Source organism: Streptomyces sp. NBC_01549 (assembly GCF_026339955.1).
In the GTDB taxonomy this organism is placed as follows: Bacteria; Actinomycetota; Actinomycetes; order Streptomycetales; family Streptomycetaceae; genus Streptomyces.
The window spans coordinates 986,991-1,006,070 of sequence record NZ_JAPEPW010000002.1 but is presented as its reverse complement, the minus strand read 5'-3'; the positions used below and the strand labels follow the sequence as shown (position 1 = coordinate 1,006,070).

The window sequence follows — 19,080 nt, the reverse complement described above, 5'->3', positions numbered from 1 at the left end:
CTGCCGGCCGCCGCCACGCCCCTCCGTGTTCCGTATCCACGCAGTTGTCGTAAGGCGGGTGTTGGTAGTGGCTCACCGGGTCGGGGAGCGCTTTCTGCCGAGGCCTGGATCTCCGAGCTCTGTGCCGTCGGGGCCCGCTCAAACCGACGGATAGGGACGGTGGCCTCGGGTGTCTTGTCGAGATCCTGGTAGTCGGTGCCCTGCATGGCTTCGCCGACCCAGTAGGTGACGGCGTTCGGGGCGTGGGCGGCCATGGTCTGCTCGGCCAGCAGGTGGGAGCTGGACGCGGCGGGGGAGGGCGAGAGAGTGCGGACGAGGGCGACGGCGCGGAGCGGAGTGGTTCCTGTGGTGTCCATGGACTGCGGCTACCAGGACGAAGCAGTCGCCGACAAGCAAGGGCACCATGTCCCGCAACGGCTGCCGCAGTGGATCCATCTGCGGGAGGCCACCGGGCTCGCCGGAACCAGTGGGCCCGTGATCATGCCCCTGTGGCGTGGCCGGCTCACGGACGTATCCGGCTGGTTCCTGGGCAGACCCGAGTAGCAGCCGAAGACGGGCGCCAATCTGGCAACGTGCTGTATCGACTCTCTCGTCGGCGTGGGTTCATAGACTGGTGGGGCTCTGGGGTGTCGTGGAGGTCTGTGATGCCCCGACGACTGTCGAGCGGCGCCATTTTTTGGCCTGGTGAGCATTCCGGTGACGCTCATGAGTGGCACCGAGGACCGCGCGTGGTGTGCCGAACCGCACCTCCCGCCACTCACTGGGCCTGATCCATCCCAGGGCCCGCATGTGGTCGAACTCAACGTTGAGGAGCGAGCCGTCCGGGTTGCCGCTGAGCCCCCCTTGACACGACGCACCGAGTACAGCGAGAGCCAGGCGGCAGTACGCCGAACTGGACGGCCTGTTGCCCGACATCACAGGCGGGATGTCGGACGAGATCGATACGGGTGTCGCCTTCCAGGCGGAGCTCGGGCAGTTCGGCGCCGTCGGGCGGGTGGTGTACGACCCGCGCCCCGGCGATCAGAGCTGCTGGGACTGGTCCGGCGACAGCCCCTGATCACCCGCACTCGGTCGGGTGAAGACACCGCAGTTGCCGAACCCCCGGGAACCCAGGCGTCATGCCGTACATGGACCCGATCAACGCTCCGGACATGGGGTGGTGCACTACACCCTTAGAGAGCACGCGAGTTCTGCTCATCCGGGTCCTTCCTCCGCCCCTCTCCTGCCGAACTCCCCTTCGCAACAACCTGGTTCAGAAATCTCTCGGTCTCGGCCGTCAGTCGCGTACGGACCTGTGCCAATGTTCCCGGCCGGAGGAGCCCGGTTCGGGACGGGCACTGGTGAGCTCGGGCTCCAGTCCCTCGCTCAACCCGGCATGTCCGCGGCCTGCGTCGGTGCGCCAGGCCTCGAAGGCCCAGGCGGTGAGGGCGACGACGGCGAGGCCCAGGAGCCAGCCGCCCACGACATCGCTGAACCAGTGCACGCCGAGCGCGATTCGGGTGAAGCCGACGCCGAGCACGGACATGACCGCGGTGCACCGAACACGCCGTCCAGGCTCAGCGGGGTCGGAGGGGAGTCACCGGTTGGCGAGGTACGGGCGGTCGCGGCGGGCGTCCTGCAGGACCGCGGCCCACCAGAGCAGCTGGTCGAGCATGGCCTTGGCGGCGGCTTCCGCGCCCTGCGGGTCGTGGAGTGTGCCGTCGGGGGCGAAGAGCTCGTAGTAGCGGGGGAAGGACACGTAGTCGCGGACAGTGTGGGCGTGCAGCTCGTTGAAGACCTGTCGCAGGTGCTCGATTGCCAGCAGCCCGCCGCTGGCGCCGCTGTAGCCGACGAAGCCGATCGGCTTGGCCTGCCACTCGGTGTAGTGCCAGTCGATGGCTGCCTTGAGTGAGGCGGGGAAGCTCCGGTTGTAATCGGGTGTCACCACGACGACCGCGTCGGCCGCCCTGAGGCGTCGGGTCAGGTCGGCCATCCCGGCCGGGCGGGGCAGGTCGGGCTGCAGTGCCGGCGGCACGGCTGGCAGTTCGAGCGGAATGCCGGTGTCGGCCAGATCGATCAGCTCGACCGCGAACTCTCCGTGCTGGTCGGCCTGACGGCGGAACCAGTTCGCCACCACCGGACCGAAGCGCCCCTCCCGGACACTGCCGACGATCACTGCGAGGCTCAGCGGTTCACTGGACATGGATGTGCTCCTCTTGCGGGGTGCTGGGGTGCTGGGGTGCTGGGGTGCTGGGGGTGCGGGCCCTCGGCCGGGCCGCGCATCGGATGCTTCCGGGTGGGGCGAGGCGGAGGAAGGCCGGGCGGAGAGTAGTAGTGGCAGGGCCATGCTCCGCACCGGCAGCGGATGTTACGTTCGGGGCGTGAACGACAATGAGCTGGGCCTGTTTCTGCGCCTGAGCCGTGAGGCCGTCACACCGGCCGACGTGGGGCTGCCCGCAGGGTCGCGCCGCCGCACGCCAGGACTGCGCCGCGCGGAGCTGGCGACCATGGCCGGGGTCAGCGTCGAGTACGTCACCAGGCTGGAACAGGGGCGGGATCGCAGGCCGTCGGCCCAGGTGCTGGCGGCGCTGGCCGACGCACTGCGGCTCACCCCCGGCGAGCGCGTCCACCTGCACCGGCTGGCCAAGGGTGCCGACGCGGGCTTCAGCTGCTTGGGCGGAGCCGGGCCGAACAGGGCGGTGCGCCCCACCGTGCGGGCGCTGCTCGACCAGTTGGAGCCGGCACCCGCTGTACTGATGAACCGGCTGTGCGAAATTCTTTCCTGCACGGACGCGTACCAGCGGCTGGCCGGGCCGATCGGACTGCTGGAGGGCAGCCGGCCCAACCTCGCTCGCTTCGTCTTCACCGATCCGCGAGCGCGCACCGCCTACCTGGACTGGAACCGCGTGGCCGACGAACAGGTCGCCTGTCTCAAACGGGGGCCGGGGCGGTCCGACGCTCATGTCGGCGTGCTGATAGACGAGTTGACCGTCTCCTGCGGAGCGGAGTTCGCCGGGCGGCTGGAAGCGTTGCCCGGCCTGCCGAAGGCGAGTGACGTGACGCGGATGGCCCATCCGGAGGTGGGGGAACTGCGGCTGGCGTACGAAACACTCGAACTGCCCGCCGACGACGATCAGCGTATCGTCGTGTACCTCCCGGCCGACAGCGCGACCACGGCCGCCCTCGACCGCCTCACCGGCCGCCGGCCCGGCTCCCTGCGGGCCGTCTGACTGCGGGGTACAGCCTCAAGTTCATGCGGCATGTTGGTATTCGTGGAGGATGCCGCCGAATCATTGGCGTCGTCGTATGCCGAGGTGGGTGACCTGCTCCAGATCCCTGCTCCAGATTGGTGATCGGCATCGGCAAAGGGTGTAGCGGGCGGGCGTTGGCGATGCCTTGACGGAGCCGGTGGGAGTTGGAGAAGATTTCGAACTCGCTTAGCGCGTGGAGCGGGTGCCGCCGGGTCCAGATCAGGGTGCGGTCCAGTGGCTCGCGTCGGCAGGTCCGCACCCACCGTTCCATGAGCGAGTCCAGCGCGGCATCCGTACTGCGCTGAGCACTACCTGGCTGCCCGCATCGTTGAGGACGGTGTCGAGCAGGGCGGGAAGCAGAGCGCCGGCCTGGCAGCGCAGGAAGGCCGCCCACGTGCTCGTAGCGCGCTCGGGTGCCGGGTCGATCCCGGCTTCCTGAAGGATCTCCCAGACGGTGGAGGCGTCCACCCTGACGCCCAGGACGAGGAGTTCGCCGTGGATGCGGCGATATTCCCAGCTGGAGTTCTCGCGGGCGAGCCGCGGCGCCAGCAGCCGGAGGGAGCGCACGGTTCGCGGCCTTCCCGGGCGCTTGGACCGGGAGCGAGCAGCGTGGCGGCGCGCGACCAGATCGCGGTGCCGGCACAGCACCGTGTCCGGACGTACCATCAGCCGCATTCTGCACAGCACTTGCGAGGGCTCCTCGATCGACGAGATTGTCCGCGAGGGCGCCCGCCGGATGCTCGCCGCCGCGCTGGAGGCCGAAGTCGACCAGTACACAGCCGAGCTGGAGGCCGAGCAGGGCGAGTGGGGCCGTCGCATGGTGGTCCGCAACGGCCACCACCGCGAACGCACTGTCAAGTCGCTGGAAGGCACCGGGGGGTGCGTTCCAGGGACTGTTCCTGTGCCGCCGTCATGGCTGGCCGAACCGCTGCGGGAACGGCTGTGGTGTTGGCGGCATGCCGGCGGTGGCCGCGGGCGTCGACCCGTCGTCGCTGGGAGCGGCTGCCCCAAGGGCAGCGGCCAGGTAACGCTGAACGATGTCCAGTTCGCCTGGGGTGAAGCCCTCGGCCGCTTCGACCAGGTTGGCGATGAGCGGGCCGAAAAAGGACCAGCCCAGCTCCACAGCTTTCTGCTCCACCGTCAGCACGACGCGTCGTCGGTCGCTCTCATCTCGTCTGCGACGGACGAGTCCCCGGCGCTCCAGTCGGTCGAGCAGGGCAGTGGTGCCCGCCGAATTGATCCGTAGCGCCGTACCGAGCCGTCCCGGGGTGACGTCGGTACCGGCCCGTCCGGCATCAAGCAGGCAGACGAGAGCCCGCAGATCGGTCGGGTGCAGACCGTTTTGCGCGGCGAATTCGGCACCGCGGAGGTCGAGTTCCACGGTCACTGCACGCAGGAGATGGACCAGCCGCATCGCGGGGTCGATGGCATCACTCACTGGGCTACTATCTCGCCGAGCGAGATAGTTGGTCAACGAGACGACGCCTCGAAGGGTTCACCGTGTCCTCATCCCAAGCGTTCTTCGCCGCCTACGACGCGCTGCTCGCGCGCTGGCCCACCGGTGTCACCGAGATCGACGTTCCCACCCCGTACGGCACCACCCGTGTCCACGCCTACGGCCCCGACGAAGCCACCCCGGTCCTGCTCCTGCACGGCGGCGGCTCCACCGGCGCGGTCTGGTTCGCCAATGCCCCCGCACTCGGCACGCATCACCGGGTGCTGGCCGTCGACATCCTCGGCGATGCCGGACACAGCATCCCCGGCGGGCGCCCGCTGCGCACCGCCACCGACCTGATGGCCTGGCTGGATGCGCTGCTCGACGGCCTTGCCGTGCCCCGCGCGCACCTCGTGGGCCACTCCTACGGCGCCTGGATCGGCCTGACCTACGCCCTGCACGCCGCACCGCGGGTCGACCGGCTGGTACTGCTTGACCCGACCCAGTGCTTCGCCGGCTTCCGCCCGGGTTTCTTGCTGCGCTCGCTGCCGATACTGCTGCGCCCGACGGAAGCCCGCGCCCGCGCCTACGTGGACCGCGAGACGGCCGGGACGTACACCGACCCGGGCTGGAAGCGGCTCTACGCCCTGGCGGTCTCGGGCTTCGCGCATCGGAAACTGGTCGTCGGCCGCCGCCCGGATCCCACGGGGCTCAGTGTCCCGCTGCTGGTCCTTCTCGCCGGCCGTAGCGGCGCCCACGACACCGCGAGAGTCGCAGCCCGCGCCCGCAAGGCCGTACCGGACGCCCGAATCGAGATCCTGGCCGAGCTCACCCACTTCGCCATGCCCACTGCCACACCCGCACAGACGAACCGTCGGATCACCGACTTCCTGACAGGCAACCAGGAGAAGCAAGCCGCCCTGGGCACGGTGTGAGGGAGATCGAGCGGAGCGGCTTGCGCCGAGGCTGTTCAGCCAGGCTACGAACTGTGATGATCGTGTCCGCGAGGTCGAAGAAGGCGTCGACGACAGCGGCGCGACGGGCGAGCCGGTGAAGGGGCGTCCTGCCAGACGCGGTGGCGTTCGACGTGCGTACCGCGGGCTCGCCTGGATCCGTGCCTTCACGCCCTGGTGCGCGACGTGGCCATGTTGTTGAAGCGCCATGAACATTTCCAGCCCCGCTCTCGTCGTCACTTGGCTGCGTGCTCAATCACGGGTCGGGTTCGCTTGACAGCCGGCCGACTTCGGGAGCGGCGCGGACGGTCAGAGTGGCCGCAGGCCAACGCGAGACGACGCTCGATGAGGGCCCTTTGACCGGCCGCGGATCGGGGCAGGTGCCGTCAGCCCAGGTCCGGCGGTGTCCAGTCGGCATGTCGCAGGATGGCGTGGACGGTCGCGCGGGAGGGGGGCCGGCCGGAGAGCGGTGTTGCGCAGGGTGACGGCCGGGGGGTGGGTGAGTTGTTGGCCCATCCGGGCGGCCTGGCGGGCGGCGCGCGCGACGGACTGGCTGCGTGGGCGGCGCTCGGTGTCGTAACGGGTCAGCGCCGCTTCGACGGTGGGCTCGGGGAGCGCCGAGAAAAACGGCCTGCCCGTCGCCCAGGTGCAGAAGCTGGTCGACGAGCACACCGACGGCCGCACCCTCGGCTTCATCGGCGAGCCCCGCGTCAACGTCCTCCAACTCAACATCGCGCTCAAGGAACTCGTGGCGAAGAGCTGATGGGCTTACACGCATCGAGCGGGAGTTGGCGGACAGGGAGAGACCCGGGTCCGCCAACTACCGCCTTAAAAGGTCCGGTTCCACGGGTTCCGGCCCGCCGCACAACAGGAAAGGCGCACGGATGCCCCGGGTACTGGTGGTGGAGGACGACCCTCAGCTCGTCCGGGCCCTCGTGATCAACCTGCAGGCCCGCAAGTACGGAGTCGACCCGGCCCCCGACGGCACCACCGCCCTGCGCATCGCCGCCGCCCGGCAGCCCGACGTGGTCCTGCTCGACCTGGGCCTGCCCGACATGGACGGCACGGACGTCATCAAGGCCCTGCGCGGCTGGACCCGTGTACCGATCCTCGTGCTGTCCGCCCGCCGGGCATCCGACGAGAAGGTCGGGGCCCTCGACGCGGGCGCCGACGACTACATCACCAAGCCGTTCAGCATGGACGAACTCCTCGCCCGGCTGCGCGCCGCCGTCCGCCGCACCGACGACGTTCCGCCGGCCTCCGAGACGACGCTCGTCACGACGGACGGCTTCACCATCGACCTGCTCGCCAAGAAGGCCACCCGCGCCGGGCACGACGTTCGCCTCACACCGACCGAGTGGCATCTGCTGGAGATCCTGGTCACCAACCCCGGTCGGCTCATCACACAGAAGCACCTGCTCCAGGAGGTGTGGGGCAGCTCCCAGACCAACAAGACCAACTACCTGCGGGTCTACATGGCCCAACTCCGCCGCAAACTGGAAGCGGACCCCGCCCACCCCCGCTACCTCATCACCGAGCCCGGCATGGGATACCGCTTCGAGAGCTGAAGCGGTCGTACGGTCCGTCCGTGCGGCCCGGGCACTGACCGGTGCCGAGGCGCAGCGCTTCGACACCGGCGGCCCGCCTCCGTGCTCGCCTGACCGGCCTCCCGCATGCCGTCGTGGACCCTGGGCAGAACTGGGGGCATGGAAACCCGAGGACCATGGCGAAGACACCGCGAGGAGCGGATGTACGCGACACCCCGCCTGGTGGCGTACCGGGACGAGATCACCCTGCCCGACGGGCGGCCCGGCCACTACGACTGGGTGCGTGTACCGGATCTCGTACGGGTCGTGGCGCTGGTCGACGGGCGGCTCCTGATGATCGAGCAGTACCACTACCTCACCGGACCCATGTGGCAGCTGCCCGGCGGCAACGTCGACCCGGACGATCAGGACAGTGGTGCGGCCGCCCGGCGTGAACTGGCCGAGGAGACCGGCTACCGGGGCGGCCGCTGGACCCCGAGGGGCGCCGTCCACCCCATGCAGGGACTGACCCCGGCACGCGTCCACTTGTGGAGTGCGGAGGGACTCACCCCGGGCGAGTCGGCGCTGGAGTCCGGGGAAGCGGATCTCCAGGTGCGTCACGTGTCCCTGGACGAGGCCGTACGGGCCGTGCACGACGGCCGCATCGGCTGCGCGTCCAGCGCGGCGCTCGTCCTGACCGTCGCCACCACCGCAACCGGTTAGTGCCGACGGCTGGGCCGGATCGGTGCCGTCGTCGGTGGACTGTGGTGCCGTCAGGTCGGCGATGGCAGCCCCGCTGCACTGCTGAGAACGCAGTACGCCGCGGAGCGCGAGTAGCGCCGATGCGGACGCACGACAGCGCACATCCCGGCGCTCAGTCGCTGCCACGCCACTGGAGCAGATCGAGGGCGACCGCGACCTTGACGGTGTTGTCCTCGAGGGGCCTCGGGAGCAGTCGGCCGGCGCGGTCGAGCTGCCGGAGCAGGGTGTTGCGGTGGGTGTAGAGACGGTCGGCGGCGCGGGTCGTGTTGCACTGGGCCTGGATGTACGTGAGGACCGCGTGCCTCAGTTCCGGGCTCGCCGTGGCGAGGTCGCCGAGGGTCGTCTTGATGAAGTCGTCGGCCTGTTCCACGTCCTGGCTGATCAGGCTGCTGAGTTGGACGTCATCGAAGCCGGCGACGCGACGCGGCGAACGGAGCCTGGCGAGCATGCGCTGAGTGGTCAGCGCGTCGAGATGGCTGCGCCGGAAGCCTTCCACGCTCCGGGCGGACGGCCCTACGGCGATCCGGACGCCCGGCAGCGGGTCGAGGAGCTGACTCAGCAGGCCGGTGTCCGGCGCGGCGGGTCCGGGCAGCCACACCCACAGGGTGGCCGCACCGACGATCACGGTGAGCGGTTGCTGCACCCCGGCCGTCTGCGCCAGAGCCTCGGTGGCACGCTCGAGGTGGCCCGGTTCGGGGTCCGGTTCCTCGCTCCACACGACGGCGGCGGTGTGCGTCCGGTCGAGCGCGTAACCGAGGCGCGCTTCCGCCCGTTGCCGGCTGATGGGCGCGCCTTCGACGAGCAGGGTGACGATCTCGCGACGTTCTGCGTGCGTGCCATGGGTCAGCTCCTCGCGCTCGGTGGCCATGCGTGCGGCGATGTGGGCGATCGTGGCGTCGAGGAAGGCCGACACGGACCGCGCCGACACATCGAGCAGCTCGCGCAGTTCGTCGGGATCGGAGGTCAGTGTGAAGGCGGTCTGCATCCAGCGCCGCCAGGCGGCGTTCTGGCCGACGCGGTAGGAGTCCAGGGCCGATTCGTCGAGCCCGCGGCGCACCAGGTCGCGGGCGTGGCTGAGACTGTCCGGGCCGACGTACGCAGGTACGGGCGCGCCGGGGTCGCGCACGGTTTCCGACGCCCAATACGCCAGATGGGCGCGGTTGATCCGCCGCGTGGCGGCACGCAGGGCGGGGTCCTGCGCGATGGCTCGCATGCTCACCGCCGCCAAGGTGGCCTCGTCGATCTCGTCGAGCCACTCCTGCAGACTGTTGAGCGCGATCGCCGCCCCCTGCCGAAGTAAATCGCATATTCGTTCGGACGAGCGTTGCCGGCTCATGTCCGTACGCTAGCCGCAGTGGTGCACAACGCACTGGACTTTTCCGGTGAAGGTGCGAACTGCCACACCGTACTGGCTGGTATGTGAGGTCATCATCGAGGCATCACCCAGCGACGCCTCATCAACGGAGTCCCCGCACATGATCCGTCAGAGCGAGCACATCGACGTGCTGATCATCGGCGCCGGCATCTCCGGCATCGGCGCTGCCCACTACCTGCAGACCGAGCGGCCCGGCAGCAGCTATGCGGTCCTGGAGGCCCGCGGTGTCTCCGGCGGCACCTGGGCGCTCTTCCGCTACCCGGGCATCCGGTCGGACTCCGACCTGCACACCTTCGGCTACGCGTTCCGGCCCTGGCGCAACGACAAGTCGATCGCCACCGCCGATCTGATCCTCGACTACCTGCGGGAGACCGCGGGGGAGAGCGGCATCGAACAGCACATCCGCTACCACCACAAGGTGCGCGGCGCGTCCTGGTCCACCGCCGAGGCCCGCTGGACGGTGGAGATCGAGCGCGCCGACACCGGCGAGAGACTGTCGATGACCGCGAACTGGCTGTTCTGCGCTGGTGGCTACTACCGCTACGACGAAGGGTTCACCCCCCGCTTCGAGGGTCGGGAGCGGTTCGCCGGACAGATCGTGCACCCTCAGCACTGGCCTGAGGACCTGGACCACGCGGGCAAGAAGGTCGTGGTGATCGGCAGCGGTGCGACCGCCGTCACGCTGATCCCGGCGCTGGCCGACACGGCCGGCCACGTCACCATGCTCCAGCGTTCGCCCACGTACATCCTTCCGGTGGCGTCGCGGGACGTGATCGCGAACACGCTGCGCAAGGTGTTGCCGGCCGACCTCGCCCACCGGCTCACCCGGCGTAAGAACATCGCCCTGCAGCGCCTCGTCTGGCGGACCTCGCAACGCCACCCACGGGTCGTACGGCGTCTCATCCGGGCCGTGAACGTCAGGCAACTGCCGACCGGTTATCCAGTGGACGAGCACTTCAACCCGCCCTACGACCCCTGGGACCAGCGGCTGTGCACGGTCCCCGACGCGGACCTGTTCAAGGCACTCAGGAAGGGAACGGCCTCGGTCGTCACCGACCGGATCACGACGTTCACCGAGACCGGCATCCGGCTCGAGTCCGGTCGTGAGCTCGACGCCGACATCATCGTCACCGCCACCGGCCTGAACCTGCAGCTGTTCGGCGGGATGACGCTCTCGGTGGACGGCGAGCCCGTCGACGCCGCCGACAAGGTGGCGTTCAAGGGCATGATGCTGAGCGGCGTGCCGAACTTCGCCTTCGCGATCGGCTACACCAACTCCTCGTGGACGCTCAAGATCGGCCTGCTGTGCGAGCACTTCACCCGTCTGCTCGGACACATGGACGCCACCGGCACGGACATCTGCTGCCCCCAGCTCCCCGACCCGGCCATGCCCACCCGTCCGTTGCTCGACTTCGGCGCCGGATACGTCAAACGGTCACTCCATGAGCTGCCGCGTCAAGGACTGGCCCATCCCTGGCTCATGTCGATGAACTACCACTCCGACGTGAAGCTGCTGCGCGGCGGCCCCGTCGAGGACGAAAACCTGCGCTTCACCTCGAGCGCGCGCCCCGCGAGGGCCGAGGCGTCGGCATGAACGACGACCGCTTCGCCCCCCGTCGAACGCGGCATCGTCCCGTCGCCCGGTCTGGCACGCACTCCTCCCAGCCCTTCGAGCGGCGTTACCGGCCGTCGGCCATCGACTGCTGAAGCCCGGCGCAGGCCTGTCCGTCGTCGGCGCCGGGGCCGCGCGCGGGTACAGGGAGCGGGATCCCGTTCCACCGTCTTGTCGAGGCCGTTCTCGTGGGTGTCGGACACGGCCGGTCGTGCGCTGCGGCGCGCGCCGGACGGTCGGCCCGCGCCGAGGCCCGAGCCCGCACCGGTCACGACGGTGGCTTCGGCGCGGCCGGGGTCTCGATCCCGCACGCGCGCCCCCACCCCACCGGTCTATCGAGCGGTCGGATCCGGGGCCTTCGCCGACGGGCCCGGGCGGGTGCGTGCCTGCGGCGGGACGAGCGCGCCGTGTCCCGCGGAGCAGACGACCACGGTCTCGACCGGCGCGCCGCAGTCGGCGTGCATGACCTCCAGGGGCGGGCCCTCGGGATCCGCCGCATGGCGGTCCCCCCACTGCTTGAGGGCGATCATCGCCGGCCACAGCTCCCAGCCCTTACGGGTGAGCCGGTACTCGTGGCGGGTGCGGCTGCCGGGCTCGCTGTAGGGGACGGTGTCCAGGATCCCGGCCGTGACGAGCTTGCGCAGCCGGTCCGCGAGCACGCTCTCGGACAGTCCGACATGCCGGCGGAAGTCGTCGAAGCGTCGTACGCCGTTCATGGCGTCCCGCAGGACCAGCAGCGACCACTTCTCGCCCACCAGGTCGAGAGTCCGCTGGATCGTGCAGTTCTCAGTGCTTGTCTCGAGCCACGTCATGTACGCCATCGTAAGCTGGCTTCGACATTGACATCCAGATCTCGTACTAGCTAGCTTCGAATTCGACATCCAGATCATCGAGGGAGCGACATGGGCAGGTCACGCACATACGACTGGGAGGACCCCACCGTCTCCGCCGCCGCCGTCGGGCAGTACAGCGGTCTCGACTTCCTCCGCGAGGTGCAGGCCGGACGGCTCCCCGCCGCGCCGATCGCGGCGACCCTCGGGATGACGCTCGAAGAGGTCGAGCACGGCCGGGTCGTCTTCGCCCTCGTCCCGGGCGAGGAGCACTACAACCCGATCGGAAGCGTCCACGGCGGTGTGTACGCCACCCTGCTCGATTCGGCGGCGGGCTGCGCGGTGCAGTCGGTCCTGCCGCAGGGCATGGGGTACACCTCTCTCGATCTGAACGTGAAGTTCCTGCGTCCGGTCACCGTGGACACCGGCGAGGTCCGTGCCGTGGGCACCGTCCTCAACAGCGGACGCCGTACCGCCCTCGCGCAGGCCGAGCTCTTCGACTCGAGGGACCGGCTGCTGGCGCACACCACCAGCAGCTGTCTGCTGTTCCCCGTCTGACCGGCCGCCCGCGCAGGAGCACGACCCGCTGAAAGCAGGCGGTGATGACGGTGTACGACTACGACGATGGAACTCGGATTCCATGTGTCGCTGGTGACCGGCGCCACCGCGGCGTTCTCACGCGAATTCATGCGGGCCGCCCATGAGTTGAACGATCCGACCTACGCACATGTCATCACGGACACGAAAAGCGTCGTGGCGGCACTGCGCGCCTGATCCGCGTGGGCCGCAGGTCAGGGGTTGTCGGCTGTCGGTCGCAGGAACTCACGACATAAGGTCACAGGGTCAGATGGTGCAGAGGATGTCGGACCGGCGCTGAGCCGGGCTTCACCGGAAGGATCCACCCATGGACGAGCGCTTCGACGTAGTCGTACTCGGAGCAGGACCGGGCGGCTACGTCGCCGCCATCCGCGCCGCCCAACTCGGCAAGCGGGTCGCGGTCGTGGAGGAGAGGTACTGGGGTGGTGTCTGTCTGAACGTCGGCTGCATCCCCACGAAGGCGCTGCTGCGGAATGCCGAGCTGGCACACATCTTCACGCGGGAGGCGAAGACCTTCGGCATCAAGGTCGACGGCGAGGTCTCCTTCGACTACGGCGAGGCGTTCCGGCGCAGCCGGCGGGTCGCGGACGGCCGCGTCAAGGGCGTCCACTTCCTGATGAAGAAGAACGCGATCACCGAGATCGACGGTCGAGGTACCTTCCTCGACGCGCACACACTCCAGGTCGCCCTCGCCGACGGCACCACGAAGACGGTCGGCTTCGACGACTGCGTCATCGCCACCGGTGCCACCCCCAAGTTGCTGCCCGGCACCCGGCGCAGCGACCGCGTCGTCACCTACGAGGAGCAGATCCTCGCCGAGGACCTGCCGCGGTCGATCGTGATCGCGGGCGCCGGAGCCATCGGCATCGAGTTCGCGTACGTCCTGCACAACTACGGTGTGAAGGTCACGGTCGTCGAGTTCCTGGACCGGGTCGCCCCGCTGGAGGACGCGGACGTCTCCGCCGAACTCGCCAAGCAGTACCGGAAGTTGGGCATCGACGTGCTCACCTCGACCCGTGTCGAGTCGATCGACGAGTCGGGCCCGCAGGTGCGCGTGACAGTCACGGGCAAGGACGGTGCGCAGAAGGTCCTGGAGGCCGACAAGGTCCTCCAGGCGATCGGCTTCGCGCCGAACGTCACCGGGTACGGTCTGGAGGCCACGGGCGTACGGGTCACCGAGCGCGGCGCGATCGATGTCGACGGCCGCTGCCGTACGTCCGTACCCCACATCTACGCGATCGGGGATGTGACCGCGAAGCTGATGCTCGCGCACAACGCCGAGGCCATGGGGATCATCGCGGCCGAGACGATCGCGGACGCGGAGACCATGGAGCTGGACTATGTGATGATCCCGCGCGCCACGTACTGCCAGCCGCAGATCGCCAGCTTCGGCTACACCGAGGCACAGGCGAAGGAGCGGGGCTACGACGTCAAGGTCGCCAAGTTCCCCTTCACGGCCAACGGCAAGTCGCACGGCCTGGGTGACACGGTCGGCTTCGTGAAGCTGATCAGCGACGCCAAGTACGGCGAGCTCCTCGGCGGCCATCTGATCGGTCCGGACGTGACGGAGCTGCTGCCGGAGCTGACGCTGGCACAGCAGTGGGACCTGACCGTGCACGAGGTCGCCCGCAACGTCCACGCCCACCCGACCCTGGGTGAAGCGGTGAAGGAAGCCGTGCACGGCCTCGCCGGACACATGATCAACTTCTGATCGTTTTCGCGGTCCGGCGGTGCCGTCGTGGCGCCGCCCGCGATGAGGGCGACGACGTGCTTGTCGGTGTCGTCGCCCTCGTCCCGGGGCGGGTGTCTCAGGGACGCAGCACCAGGCGGATCGGATCGCCCTTCTTGTGCTCCAGCCGTTCGACGGCTTCGGCCGCCCGCTCCAGCGGCAGTACGTCCGAGATGGAGCGGGAGAAGTCCAGCCGTCCGTTCTCGGTGAGGCGGATGAGTTGCGACACCGCGTTCTCGCCGGAGCCGTAGTGGCCCAGGAGCCGCAGCTCGCGGGCGCTGAAGGTGGTGCTGTCCGCGATGGTGATCGGTTTTCCGCTCAGCCCTACGAGGACCAGCTTGCCGCCGTTGCCCAGCACCGACAGGGCCTGCTCGCGCACCGGGGTGACGCCGGCGAAGTCGAAGGCTGCCTCGATGCCCGCCCCGTGGGTGGCGGCGGCGACCTTCTCGGCCAGAGCGGGGTCGGCCGGGTCGAGGGCGAGGTCGGCGCCGAAGGCCAGGGCGCGGTCGCGGGCGGCGGGGGAGGGGTCGACGGCGATGATCGGGCAGGCGCCCACCATGCGCAGCAGCTGAACCCCGTGCGCGCCCAGACCGCCGATACCCCACACCCCGACCGCCTGGCCGGGGCGGACGCGGGCGGTGTCGGTGATGGCGCCCCACGGGGTGGAGACCGCGTCCGGGATGACCGCTCCCTGCTCGAAGGGGATCGAGTCCGGGAGCGCGACCAGCGTGTCGGCCCGGGCGAGCGCGAACTCGGCCCAGCCTCCGTCGTAGTCGACGCCGCGGGTCCAGCCCCTGCCGTCGCGGTACTCGCCGGCCTGGAGGACGACCCGGTTGCCGACCGCCCAGCCGCCCGCGTCCGGACCCGGCTCGGCGACGGTGCCGGCCACCTCGTGGCCCAGGGTCACCGTGTCGCCCCGCAACAGCGCGGGTGTGCCGCCGAGTTTTCCGGAGATCAGGTGGACGTCGGACAGGCACACCCCGGCCGCTTCCACCTTGACCAGGACCTCTCCCGCACCGGGGGTGGGCCTGTCGACCTCCTCGATCCGCAGCTCGTGGGTCGGGAAGTGCAGACGCACCGCGCTCATGACAGCCATGACGGCATCCTCTCTGTACATGATCCGTACAGTGATCTCTACCGTGAAGTGTCACCGTTGGTGCCGCGGTCGAGGTCCGCTCTACGATCCGGGGGCATGACGACTCCCCCCTGCTACGCATGCGGGCAGGAAGCACGGTTCGGCGAACTTCCGCCCCGCGAACGCGTCGTGTCCGATGAGTACTGGCGGGTGGCCCACAGCTTCAACACCGCGGTGCCCGGCTGGCTGGTGCTGCTGCCGCGACGGCATGTCACGGCCGTCCATGACCTCACCGACGCCGAGGCCGGGGCCCTGGGGGTGTGGCAGGTCAGGCTCTCCAGGGCCCTGCGCGGGGTGACCGGCTGCGTCAAGACCTACGTCGTCCAGTTCGCCGAGTCCGAGGGCTTCGCGCATGTGCACTTCCACATCGTGCCGCGCATGGCGGACCTGGCCGCCGCACACCGCGGGCCGGGCGTCTTCGGGCTCCTGGACCGCCCGGAGCCGGAGCGGGTGACAGCGGAAGGCGCGGACCACATGGCCCGCGCCCTACGCGCCCGGCTTCACGGGCTCCCGCACCTCTAGTGCCGCGGCACTAGTTCTGCACCCTGAGAGTGCCACGGTCGCTCTCCCGCAGCGCGCGGCCGATGATCAGGCGCTGGATCTGGTTGGTGCCCTCGAAGATCTGCATGACCTTGGCCTCCCGCATATAGCGCTCGACCGGGAAGTCGCGGGTGTAGCCGGCGCCGCCCAGGACCTGGACGGCGTCCGTGGTGACCTTCATGGCGTTGTCCGTGGCGATCAGCTTGGCGATCGACGCTTCGCAGGCGAACGGGAGCCCCTGGTCCTTGAGCCGGGCGGCGGCGAGCGTGGTGGCGCGGGAGGCCTGGACCGCCGCGGCCATGTCCGCGAGGACGAAAGCCAGCCCCTGGTGTTCGATGATGGGGCGGCCGAAGGTCTCCCGCTCGCGCGAGTAGCGCAGCGCGTGGTCCAGCGCTCCCTGGGCCAGGCCCGTGGCCACGGCCGCGATGCCCAGGCGTCCGCAGTCCAGCCCGGCGAAGGCGATCTTGAGTCCGTGGCCCTCCTCGCCGATGCGGCGGTGCGCCGGGACGCGCACGTCCTCCAGACGGATGGTCGCCGTGGCCGACCCGGTCAGACCCATCTTGTGCTCGGGCGGATCGGCTATCAGGCCGGGGGTGTCGGCCGGGACGAGGAAGCAGGAGATCGCGCCCGAGCCGGCGTCGGACGTGCGCGCCATGATCGTATAGAAGTCCGCGTACCCGCCGTGCGTGGTCCACGCCTTGGCGCCGTTCAGGACGTAGTCGTCGCCGTCCCTGACGGCCCGGGTGCGCATCGCGGCGGGGTCGGAACCGGCGTGGGCCTCGGACAGGCAGTAGGCGCCGAGCAACTCGCCGCTGAGCATGTCGGGCAGCCATTCCTTCCGCTGCTCCTCGGTGCCGAAGGCGGCGAGGGCGAAGCAGGACAGCGCGTGCACCGAGACGCCTACGCCGACGCTGGCCCACACGGCGGCGATCTCTTCGAGCACCTGCAGGTAGACCTCGTAGGGCTGGTCCCCGCCGCCGTACTCCTCGGGGTAGGGCAGGCTCAGCAGGCCCGCCCGGCCGAGCGTGCGGAAGACCTCGCGAGGGAACTTCTCCTCGGCTTCCGCCTCGGCGACGCGAGGCGCGAGCTCCTTCTCGGCGAGCTCACGGGTCAGGCCGATCAGGTCGACGGCTTCCGGGGTGGGAAGCGTGCGGGTAGCTGGCATGGGATTCCTCGGTCGCTCTGGAAATTATTGATACGGCGAGCGATACAACAGTATCGTTTTTGGTACCGTGATGCCATGCAGTCCAGCGATGGATCCGCCGGCCCCCTCGTCGGTCTACGCGTCCTCGAGCTCGCGGGACTCGGGCCGACTCCGCACGCGGGCATGGTGCTGGCCGATCTCGGCGCCGACGTGGTGCGCGTCGAGCGGCCCTCCGGCCGGGCGCTGCGGCTCGGCCCGGACGACGCGACCGACATCGTGCGGCGCGGCCGCCGGTCGGTCTTCGCCGACCTCAAGCGGTCCGAGGGGCGTGCGCTGGTACGGGCGCTGGCCGCCCGGGCCGATGTGCTGATCGAGGGCCTCAGGCCAGGCGTCGCCGAGCGCCTCGGCGTCGGCCCCGAAGACTGCGGCAGGGAGAATCCGGGGCTCGTCTACGCACGCGTCACCGGTTGGGGTCAGGAGGGCCCGCTCGCCCAGGATCCCGGGCACGACCTGAACTACATAGGTCTCACCGGGCTGCTCCACGCGATGGGCCGCGCCGGTGATCCGCCGCCCCCGCCGCTCAACCTGGTGGGAGATTTCGGGGGCGGTTCCATGCTCCTGGTCATCGGTGTCCTGGCCGCGCTCTGGGAACGCGCACGCTCCGGGGCCGGGCAGGTCGTGGACTCCGCCATGGTCGACGGGACCGCCCTGCTGGGCCAGATGACGTACGCGCTGCGCGGCATGGGTGAGTGGTCGGACGAGCGGAGCACGAACCTCCTCGACGGGGCCGCCCCCTTCTACGACACCTACGAGTGCGGCGACGGCAAATACGTGGCCGTCGCCGCACTGGAACCGCAGTTCTTCGCGGCGCTGCTTGAGGGGCTGGGCATCACCGGGGCCCAGCTGCCCGCCCAGGGCGACCGCGGCGGCTGGCCCGCGCTGCGGGCCCGGTTCGCCCAGCGGTTCGCCTCCCGTACGCGCGACGAGTGGGCCGCGCACTTCGCCGGCACAGACGCGTGCGTCACGCCCGTACTGACGTTCGTGGAGGCGGGAGCGCACCCGCACGTGGTGGCCCGGAGCACCCTCGTCGAGGTCGACGGCATCCTTCAGGCCGCACCGGCCCCGCGCTTCTCGCGCACGCCCAACCGGCGGCCCTCGGCCCCGGGCGCGCCGGGCGCGGACACTGAGTCGGTGTTGCGGGACTGGGGCGTCGGTCCCCCGGCCGGCACCCCCGCGGCCGGCACCCCCGCGGTCAGGTCGACACCGCGTGCACGATGAGCGAGGCCAACTCGGCGTACGCCTCCGCGTCGGTCAGCCCCGTGCGCGCGGACACCTCGCCGCGCTGGATCTCCTGCATGGTGGCGGCGACGACCTCGCCCACGAACGCGGCGTGGACGTCACGGAACGCGCCGGCGGCGACGCCGTCCGCGATCAGCTGTCTGATCCGGCCCGCGGCCAGGCGGGTGTTGGCCTCGTACACCTCGCGGGCCGGTTCGAATCCGGCCATGTCATCGAGGAATCGCCGGGACAGCGGCCTCAACTGCTCGGCGACGGCATTCAGGTAGACCACCACACGCTCCGCGGGCGCGGAGGTGTCCGTCACCTGCTTCTCGATGGCCTCGGCCGCACTCCGGAAGTAGTGCTTCACCGCTTCGCGGACCAACTCCTGCTTGCTGCCGGCCAGTTGGTACAACGTCGTCTTCGAGCAGCGCAGCCGCTCGGTCAGCTCGTCGAGCGTGAACGAGGCGAAACCCTCCGCCACCAGCAGGGCGACCAGCCTTTCCAGCAGGTCGGTCTGGCGCGCTGTGCGACGTGTGGACGGCATGACCTCAGCGTAGCCGTTGCCCTTGACGCGGCAGGAGGTGCTGTCAGCGGGCGGTCCAGCCGCCGTCGACGACCACCGTCTGCCCGGTGACATAGCTTCCGGCGTCGCCGACGAGCCACAGGACCGCTCCGACGATGTCGTCGGCGGTCCCCTCCTTGGGCAGCGGGGTGTTGCGGCGCAGCTACTCGGCGGCGCGCTCACCCTCGTAGAGCGGGCTGGTGATCTCGCTGCGGAAGAAGCCGGGGGCCACCGTGTTCACCCGGATCGAACGCCGCGCCCACTGCACGGCGAGCTCGGCGGTCAGGCCGGACAGGCCTGCCTTGCTCGCCGCGTACGAGGCCTGCGGAATGCCGGGAATGCCCACCCGGCCGCTGATGGACGAGACAG

19 protein-coding genes and 7 pseudogenes are annotated in these 19,080 nt (G+C 70.0%); 14 read left to right on the top strand and 12 right to left on the bottom strand.

Going from position 1 to position 19,080, the window contains the following annotated elements; all coding sequences use genetic code 11:
• Positions 1 to 161: 161 nt before the first annotated feature.
• Positions 162 to 248 (bottom strand): annotated as a pseudogene (locus OG819_RS58750) (NADPH-dependent oxidoreductase); the annotation flags it as partial.
• Positions 249 to 348: 100 nt separating this feature from the next.
• Here OG819_RS58750 and OG819_RS39320 point away from each other — a divergent pair.
• Positions 349 to 543, top strand: a complete 195-nt coding sequence (locus OG819_RS39320; protein ID WP_266655625.1) for a hypothetical protein — start codon at positions 349 to 351, stop codon at positions 541 to 543.
• Positions 544 to 904: 361 nt separating this feature from the next.
• Positions 905 to 1,057, top strand: coding sequence for a hypothetical protein (locus OG819_RS39315; protein ID WP_266653885.1), 153 nt, complete (start codon positions 905 to 907; stop codon positions 1,055 to 1,057).
• 219 nt (positions 1,058 to 1,276) lie between these two features.
• Here the strand turns inward: OG819_RS39315 and OG819_RS39310 are convergent.
• Together OG819_RS39310 and OG819_RS39305 are read right to left on the bottom strand one after the other, a co-directional pair.
• A pseudogene (locus OG819_RS39310) lies at positions 1,277 to 1,531 on the bottom strand (phosphatase PAP2 family protein); the annotation flags it as partial.
• Between the two features lie 45 nt (positions 1,532 to 1,576).
• The gene (locus OG819_RS39305; RefSeq protein WP_266653883.1) at positions 1,577 to 2,182 is read right to left on the bottom strand and encodes an NAD(P)H-dependent oxidoreductase; all 606 of its coding nucleotides are present in this window, start codon (positions 2,180 to 2,182) and stop codon (positions 1,577 to 1,579) included.
• Between the two features lie 178 nt (positions 2,183 to 2,360).
• Here OG819_RS39305 and OG819_RS39300 point away from each other — a divergent pair, with 178 nt between their 5' ends.
• Positions 2,361 to 3,209 carry a helix-turn-helix domain-containing protein gene (locus OG819_RS39300; protein WP_266632790.1) on the top strand — a complete coding sequence of 283 codons (849 nt, stop codon included), beginning with the start codon at positions 2,361 to 2,363 and terminating at the stop codon, positions 3,207 to 3,209.
• Between the two features lie 60 nt (positions 3,210 to 3,269).
• On the opposite strand, the pseudogene OG819_RS39295 reads toward OG819_RS39300, so the two are convergent.
• Positions 3,270 to 3,905 (bottom strand): annotated as a pseudogene (locus OG819_RS39295) (hypothetical protein).
• Here OG819_RS39295 and OG819_RS39290 point away from each other — a divergent pair.
• Positions 3,880 to 4,086: pseudogene (locus OG819_RS39290) on the top strand (hypothetical protein); the annotation flags it as partial. The pseudogenes OG819_RS39295 and OG819_RS39290 sit on opposite strands and share 26 nt — an antisense overlap.
• A 54-nt stretch (positions 4,087 to 4,140) precedes the next feature.
• On the opposite strand, the gene OG819_RS39285 reads toward OG819_RS39290, so the two are convergent.
• Positions 4,141 to 4,644, bottom strand: a complete 504-nt coding sequence (locus OG819_RS39285) for a MarR family transcriptional regulator (RefSeq protein WP_266655493.1) — start codon at positions 4,642 to 4,644, stop codon at positions 4,141 to 4,143.
• Positions 4,645 to 4,730: 86 nt separating this feature from the next.
• Here OG819_RS39285 and OG819_RS39280 point away from each other — a divergent pair, with 86 nt between their 5' ends.
• Positions 4,731 to 5,600 carry an alpha/beta fold hydrolase gene (locus OG819_RS39280; protein WP_266632791.1) on the top strand — a complete coding sequence of 290 codons (870 nt, stop codon included), beginning with the start codon at positions 4,731 to 4,733 and terminating at the stop codon, positions 5,598 to 5,600.
• A gap of 404 nt (positions 5,601 to 6,004) precedes the next feature.
• On the opposite strand, the pseudogene OG819_RS39275 reads toward OG819_RS39280, so the two are convergent.
• Positions 6,005 to 6,227, bottom strand: a pseudogene (locus OG819_RS39275) (FAD-dependent oxidoreductase); the annotation flags it as partial.
• 7 nt (positions 6,228 to 6,234) lie between these two features.
• On the opposite strand from OG819_RS39275, the pseudogene OG819_RS39270 reads away from it, so the two are divergent.
• The 3 genes and pseudogenes from OG819_RS39270 to OG819_RS39260 form a co-directional block, all read left to right on the top strand.
• A pseudogene (locus OG819_RS39270) lies at positions 6,235 to 6,381 on the top strand (potassium-transporting ATPase subunit C); the annotation flags it as partial.
• A 121-nt stretch (positions 6,382 to 6,502) separates the two neighbouring features.
• Positions 6,503 to 7,186 (top strand): response regulator transcription factor, encoded by a 684-nt coding sequence (locus tag OG819_RS39265; protein ID WP_266653881.1) that lies wholly within the window; start codon positions 6,503 to 6,505, stop codon positions 7,184 to 7,186.
• A gap of 180 nt (positions 7,187 to 7,366) precedes the next feature.
• On the top strand, positions 7,367 to 7,867 hold the full coding sequence (locus OG819_RS39260; protein WP_266653879.1) for an NUDIX hydrolase: 501 nt from the start codon (positions 7,367 to 7,369) through the stop codon (positions 7,865 to 7,867).
• A gap of 151 nt (positions 7,868 to 8,018) precedes the next feature.
• Here the strand turns inward: OG819_RS39260 and OG819_RS39255 are convergent, their stop codons facing one another.
• Positions 8,019 to 9,242, bottom strand: coding sequence for a PucR family transcriptional regulator (locus OG819_RS39255; RefSeq protein ID WP_266653877.1), 1,224 nt, complete (start codon positions 9,240 to 9,242; stop codon positions 8,019 to 8,021).
• Between the two features lie 139 nt (positions 9,243 to 9,381).
• On the opposite strand from OG819_RS39255, the gene OG819_RS39250 reads away from it, so the two are divergent.
• Positions 9,382 to 10,875 carry an NAD(P)/FAD-dependent oxidoreductase gene (locus tag OG819_RS39250; RefSeq protein ID WP_266653875.1) on the top strand — a complete coding sequence of 498 codons (1,494 nt, stop codon included), beginning with the start codon at positions 9,382 to 9,384 and terminating at the stop codon, positions 10,873 to 10,875.
• A 350-nt stretch (positions 10,876 to 11,225) separates the two neighbouring features.
• On the opposite strand, the gene OG819_RS39245 is transcribed toward OG819_RS39250, so the two are convergent.
• A complete protein-coding gene (locus tag OG819_RS39245) occupies positions 11,226 to 11,705 on the bottom strand; it encodes a helix-turn-helix domain-containing protein (protein ID WP_266632793.1) in 480 nt (159 codons plus the stop codon).
• A gap of 90 nt (positions 11,706 to 11,795) precedes the next feature.
• Here OG819_RS39245 and OG819_RS39240 point away from each other — a divergent pair, with 90 nt between their 5' ends.
• From OG819_RS39240 to lpdA, 3 genes are all read left to right on the top strand, one after another.
• A complete protein-coding gene (locus OG819_RS39240) occupies positions 11,796 to 12,281 on the top strand; it encodes a PaaI family thioesterase (protein WP_266653873.1) in 486 nt (161 codons plus the stop codon).
• 66 nt (positions 12,282 to 12,347) lie between these two features.
• Complete coding sequence (locus OG819_RS39235; RefSeq protein ID WP_266632795.1) at positions 12,348 to 12,497, top strand: hypothetical protein; 150 nt, start codon at positions 12,348 to 12,350, stop codon at positions 12,495 to 12,497.
• 130 nt (positions 12,498 to 12,627) lie between these two features.
• Positions 12,628 to 14,031: a dihydrolipoyl dehydrogenase gene (gene lpdA, locus OG819_RS39230; RefSeq protein WP_266425439.1), complete on the top strand. Its 1,404-nt coding sequence runs from the start codon at positions 12,628 to 12,630 to the stop codon at positions 14,029 to 14,031.
• A gap of 97 nt (positions 14,032 to 14,128) precedes the next feature.
• On the opposite strand, the gene OG819_RS39225 is transcribed toward lpdA, so the two are convergent.
• Positions 14,129 to 15,145: a zinc-binding dehydrogenase gene (locus tag OG819_RS39225; RefSeq protein ID WP_266653871.1), complete on the bottom strand. Its 1,017-nt coding sequence runs from the start codon at positions 15,143 to 15,145 to the stop codon at positions 14,129 to 14,131.
• A gap of 96 nt (positions 15,146 to 15,241) precedes the next feature.
• Between OG819_RS39225 and OG819_RS39220 the strand changes: the two genes are divergently transcribed.
• Positions 15,242 to 15,706, top strand: coding sequence for an HIT family protein (locus tag OG819_RS39220; protein ID WP_266632797.1), 465 nt, complete (start codon positions 15,242 to 15,244; stop codon positions 15,704 to 15,706).
• Positions 15,707 to 15,716: 10 nt separating this feature from the next.
• Here the strand turns inward: OG819_RS39220 and OG819_RS39215 are convergent, their stop codons facing one another.
• On the bottom strand, positions 15,717 to 16,889 hold the full coding sequence (locus tag OG819_RS39215) for an acyl-CoA dehydrogenase family protein (RefSeq protein ID WP_266425431.1): 1,173 nt from the start codon (positions 16,887 to 16,889) through the stop codon (positions 15,717 to 15,719).
• A 75-nt stretch (positions 16,890 to 16,964) separates the two neighbouring features.
• Here OG819_RS39215 and OG819_RS39210 point away from each other — a divergent pair, with 75 nt between their 5' ends.
• Positions 16,965 to 18,146: a CaiB/BaiF CoA-transferase family protein gene (locus OG819_RS39210; RefSeq protein ID WP_266653869.1), complete on the top strand. Its 1,182-nt coding sequence runs from the start codon at positions 16,965 to 16,967 to the stop codon at positions 18,144 to 18,146.
• Here OG819_RS39210 and OG819_RS39205 read toward each other — a convergent pair.
• The gene (locus OG819_RS39205; protein WP_266653867.1) at positions 18,121 to 18,693 is read right to left on the bottom strand and encodes a TetR/AcrR family transcriptional regulator; all 573 of its coding nucleotides are present in this window, start codon (positions 18,691 to 18,693) and stop codon (positions 18,121 to 18,123) included. The genes OG819_RS39210 and OG819_RS39205 overlap by 26 nt on opposite strands.
• A 43-nt stretch (positions 18,694 to 18,736) precedes the next feature.
• Positions 18,737 to 19,057: pseudogene (locus OG819_RS59205) on the bottom strand (SDR family NAD(P)-dependent oxidoreductase).
• Positions 19,058 to 19,080: the final 23 nt, after the last annotated feature.

Excerpts from the sequence above, each read along its gene's own strand:
- OG819_RS39305 (WP_266653883.1), bottom strand. The coding sequence starts at position 2,182 with ATGTCCAGTGAACCGCTGAGCCTCGCAGTGATCGTCGGCAGTGTCCGG.
- OG819_RS39285 (WP_266655493.1), bottom strand. The coding sequence starts at position 4,644 with ATGCGGCTGGTCCATCTCCTGCGTGCAGTGACCGTGGAACTCGACCTC.
- OG819_RS39265 (WP_266653881.1), top strand. The coding sequence starts at position 6,503 with ATGCCCCGGGTACTGGTGGTGGAGGACGACCCTCAGCTCGTCCGGGCC.
- OG819_RS39260 (WP_266653879.1), top strand. The coding sequence starts at position 7,367 with ATGTACGCGACACCCCGCCTGGTGGCGTACCGGGACGAGATCACCCTG.
- OG819_RS39255 (WP_266653877.1), bottom strand. The coding sequence starts at position 9,242 with ATGAGCCGGCAACGCTCGTCCGAACGAATATGCGATTTACTTCGGCAG.
- OG819_RS39250 (WP_266653875.1), top strand. The coding sequence starts at position 9,382 with ATGATCCGTCAGAGCGAGCACATCGACGTGCTGATCATCGGCGCCGGC.
- OG819_RS39245 (WP_266632793.1), bottom strand. The coding sequence starts at position 11,705 with ATGACGTGGCTCGAGACAAGCACTGAGAACTGCACGATCCAGCGGACT.
- OG819_RS39240 (WP_266653873.1), top strand. The coding sequence starts at position 11,796 with ATGGGCAGGTCACGCACATACGACTGGGAGGACCCCACCGTCTCCGCC.
- OG819_RS39235 (WP_266632795.1), top strand. The coding sequence starts at position 12,348 with ATGGAACTCGGATTCCATGTGTCGCTGGTGACCGGCGCCACCGCGGCG.
- lpdA (WP_266425439.1), top strand. The coding sequence starts at position 12,628 with ATGGACGAGCGCTTCGACGTAGTCGTACTCGGAGCAGGACCGGGCGGC.
- OG819_RS39225 (WP_266653871.1), bottom strand. The coding sequence starts at position 15,145 with ATGGCTGTCATGAGCGCGGTGCGTCTGCACTTCCCGACCCACGAGCTG.
- OG819_RS39220 (WP_266632797.1), top strand. The coding sequence starts at position 15,242 with ATGACGACTCCCCCCTGCTACGCATGCGGGCAGGAAGCACGGTTCGGC.
- OG819_RS39215 (WP_266425431.1), bottom strand. The coding sequence starts at position 16,889 with ATGCCAGCTACCCGCACGCTTCCCACCCCGGAAGCCGTCGACCTGATC.
- OG819_RS39210 (WP_266653869.1), top strand. The coding sequence starts at position 16,965 with ATGCAGTCCAGCGATGGATCCGCCGGCCCCCTCGTCGGTCTACGCGTC.
- OG819_RS39205 (WP_266653867.1), bottom strand. The coding sequence starts at position 18,693 with ATGCCGTCCACACGTCGCACAGCGCGCCAGACCGACCTGCTGGAAAGG.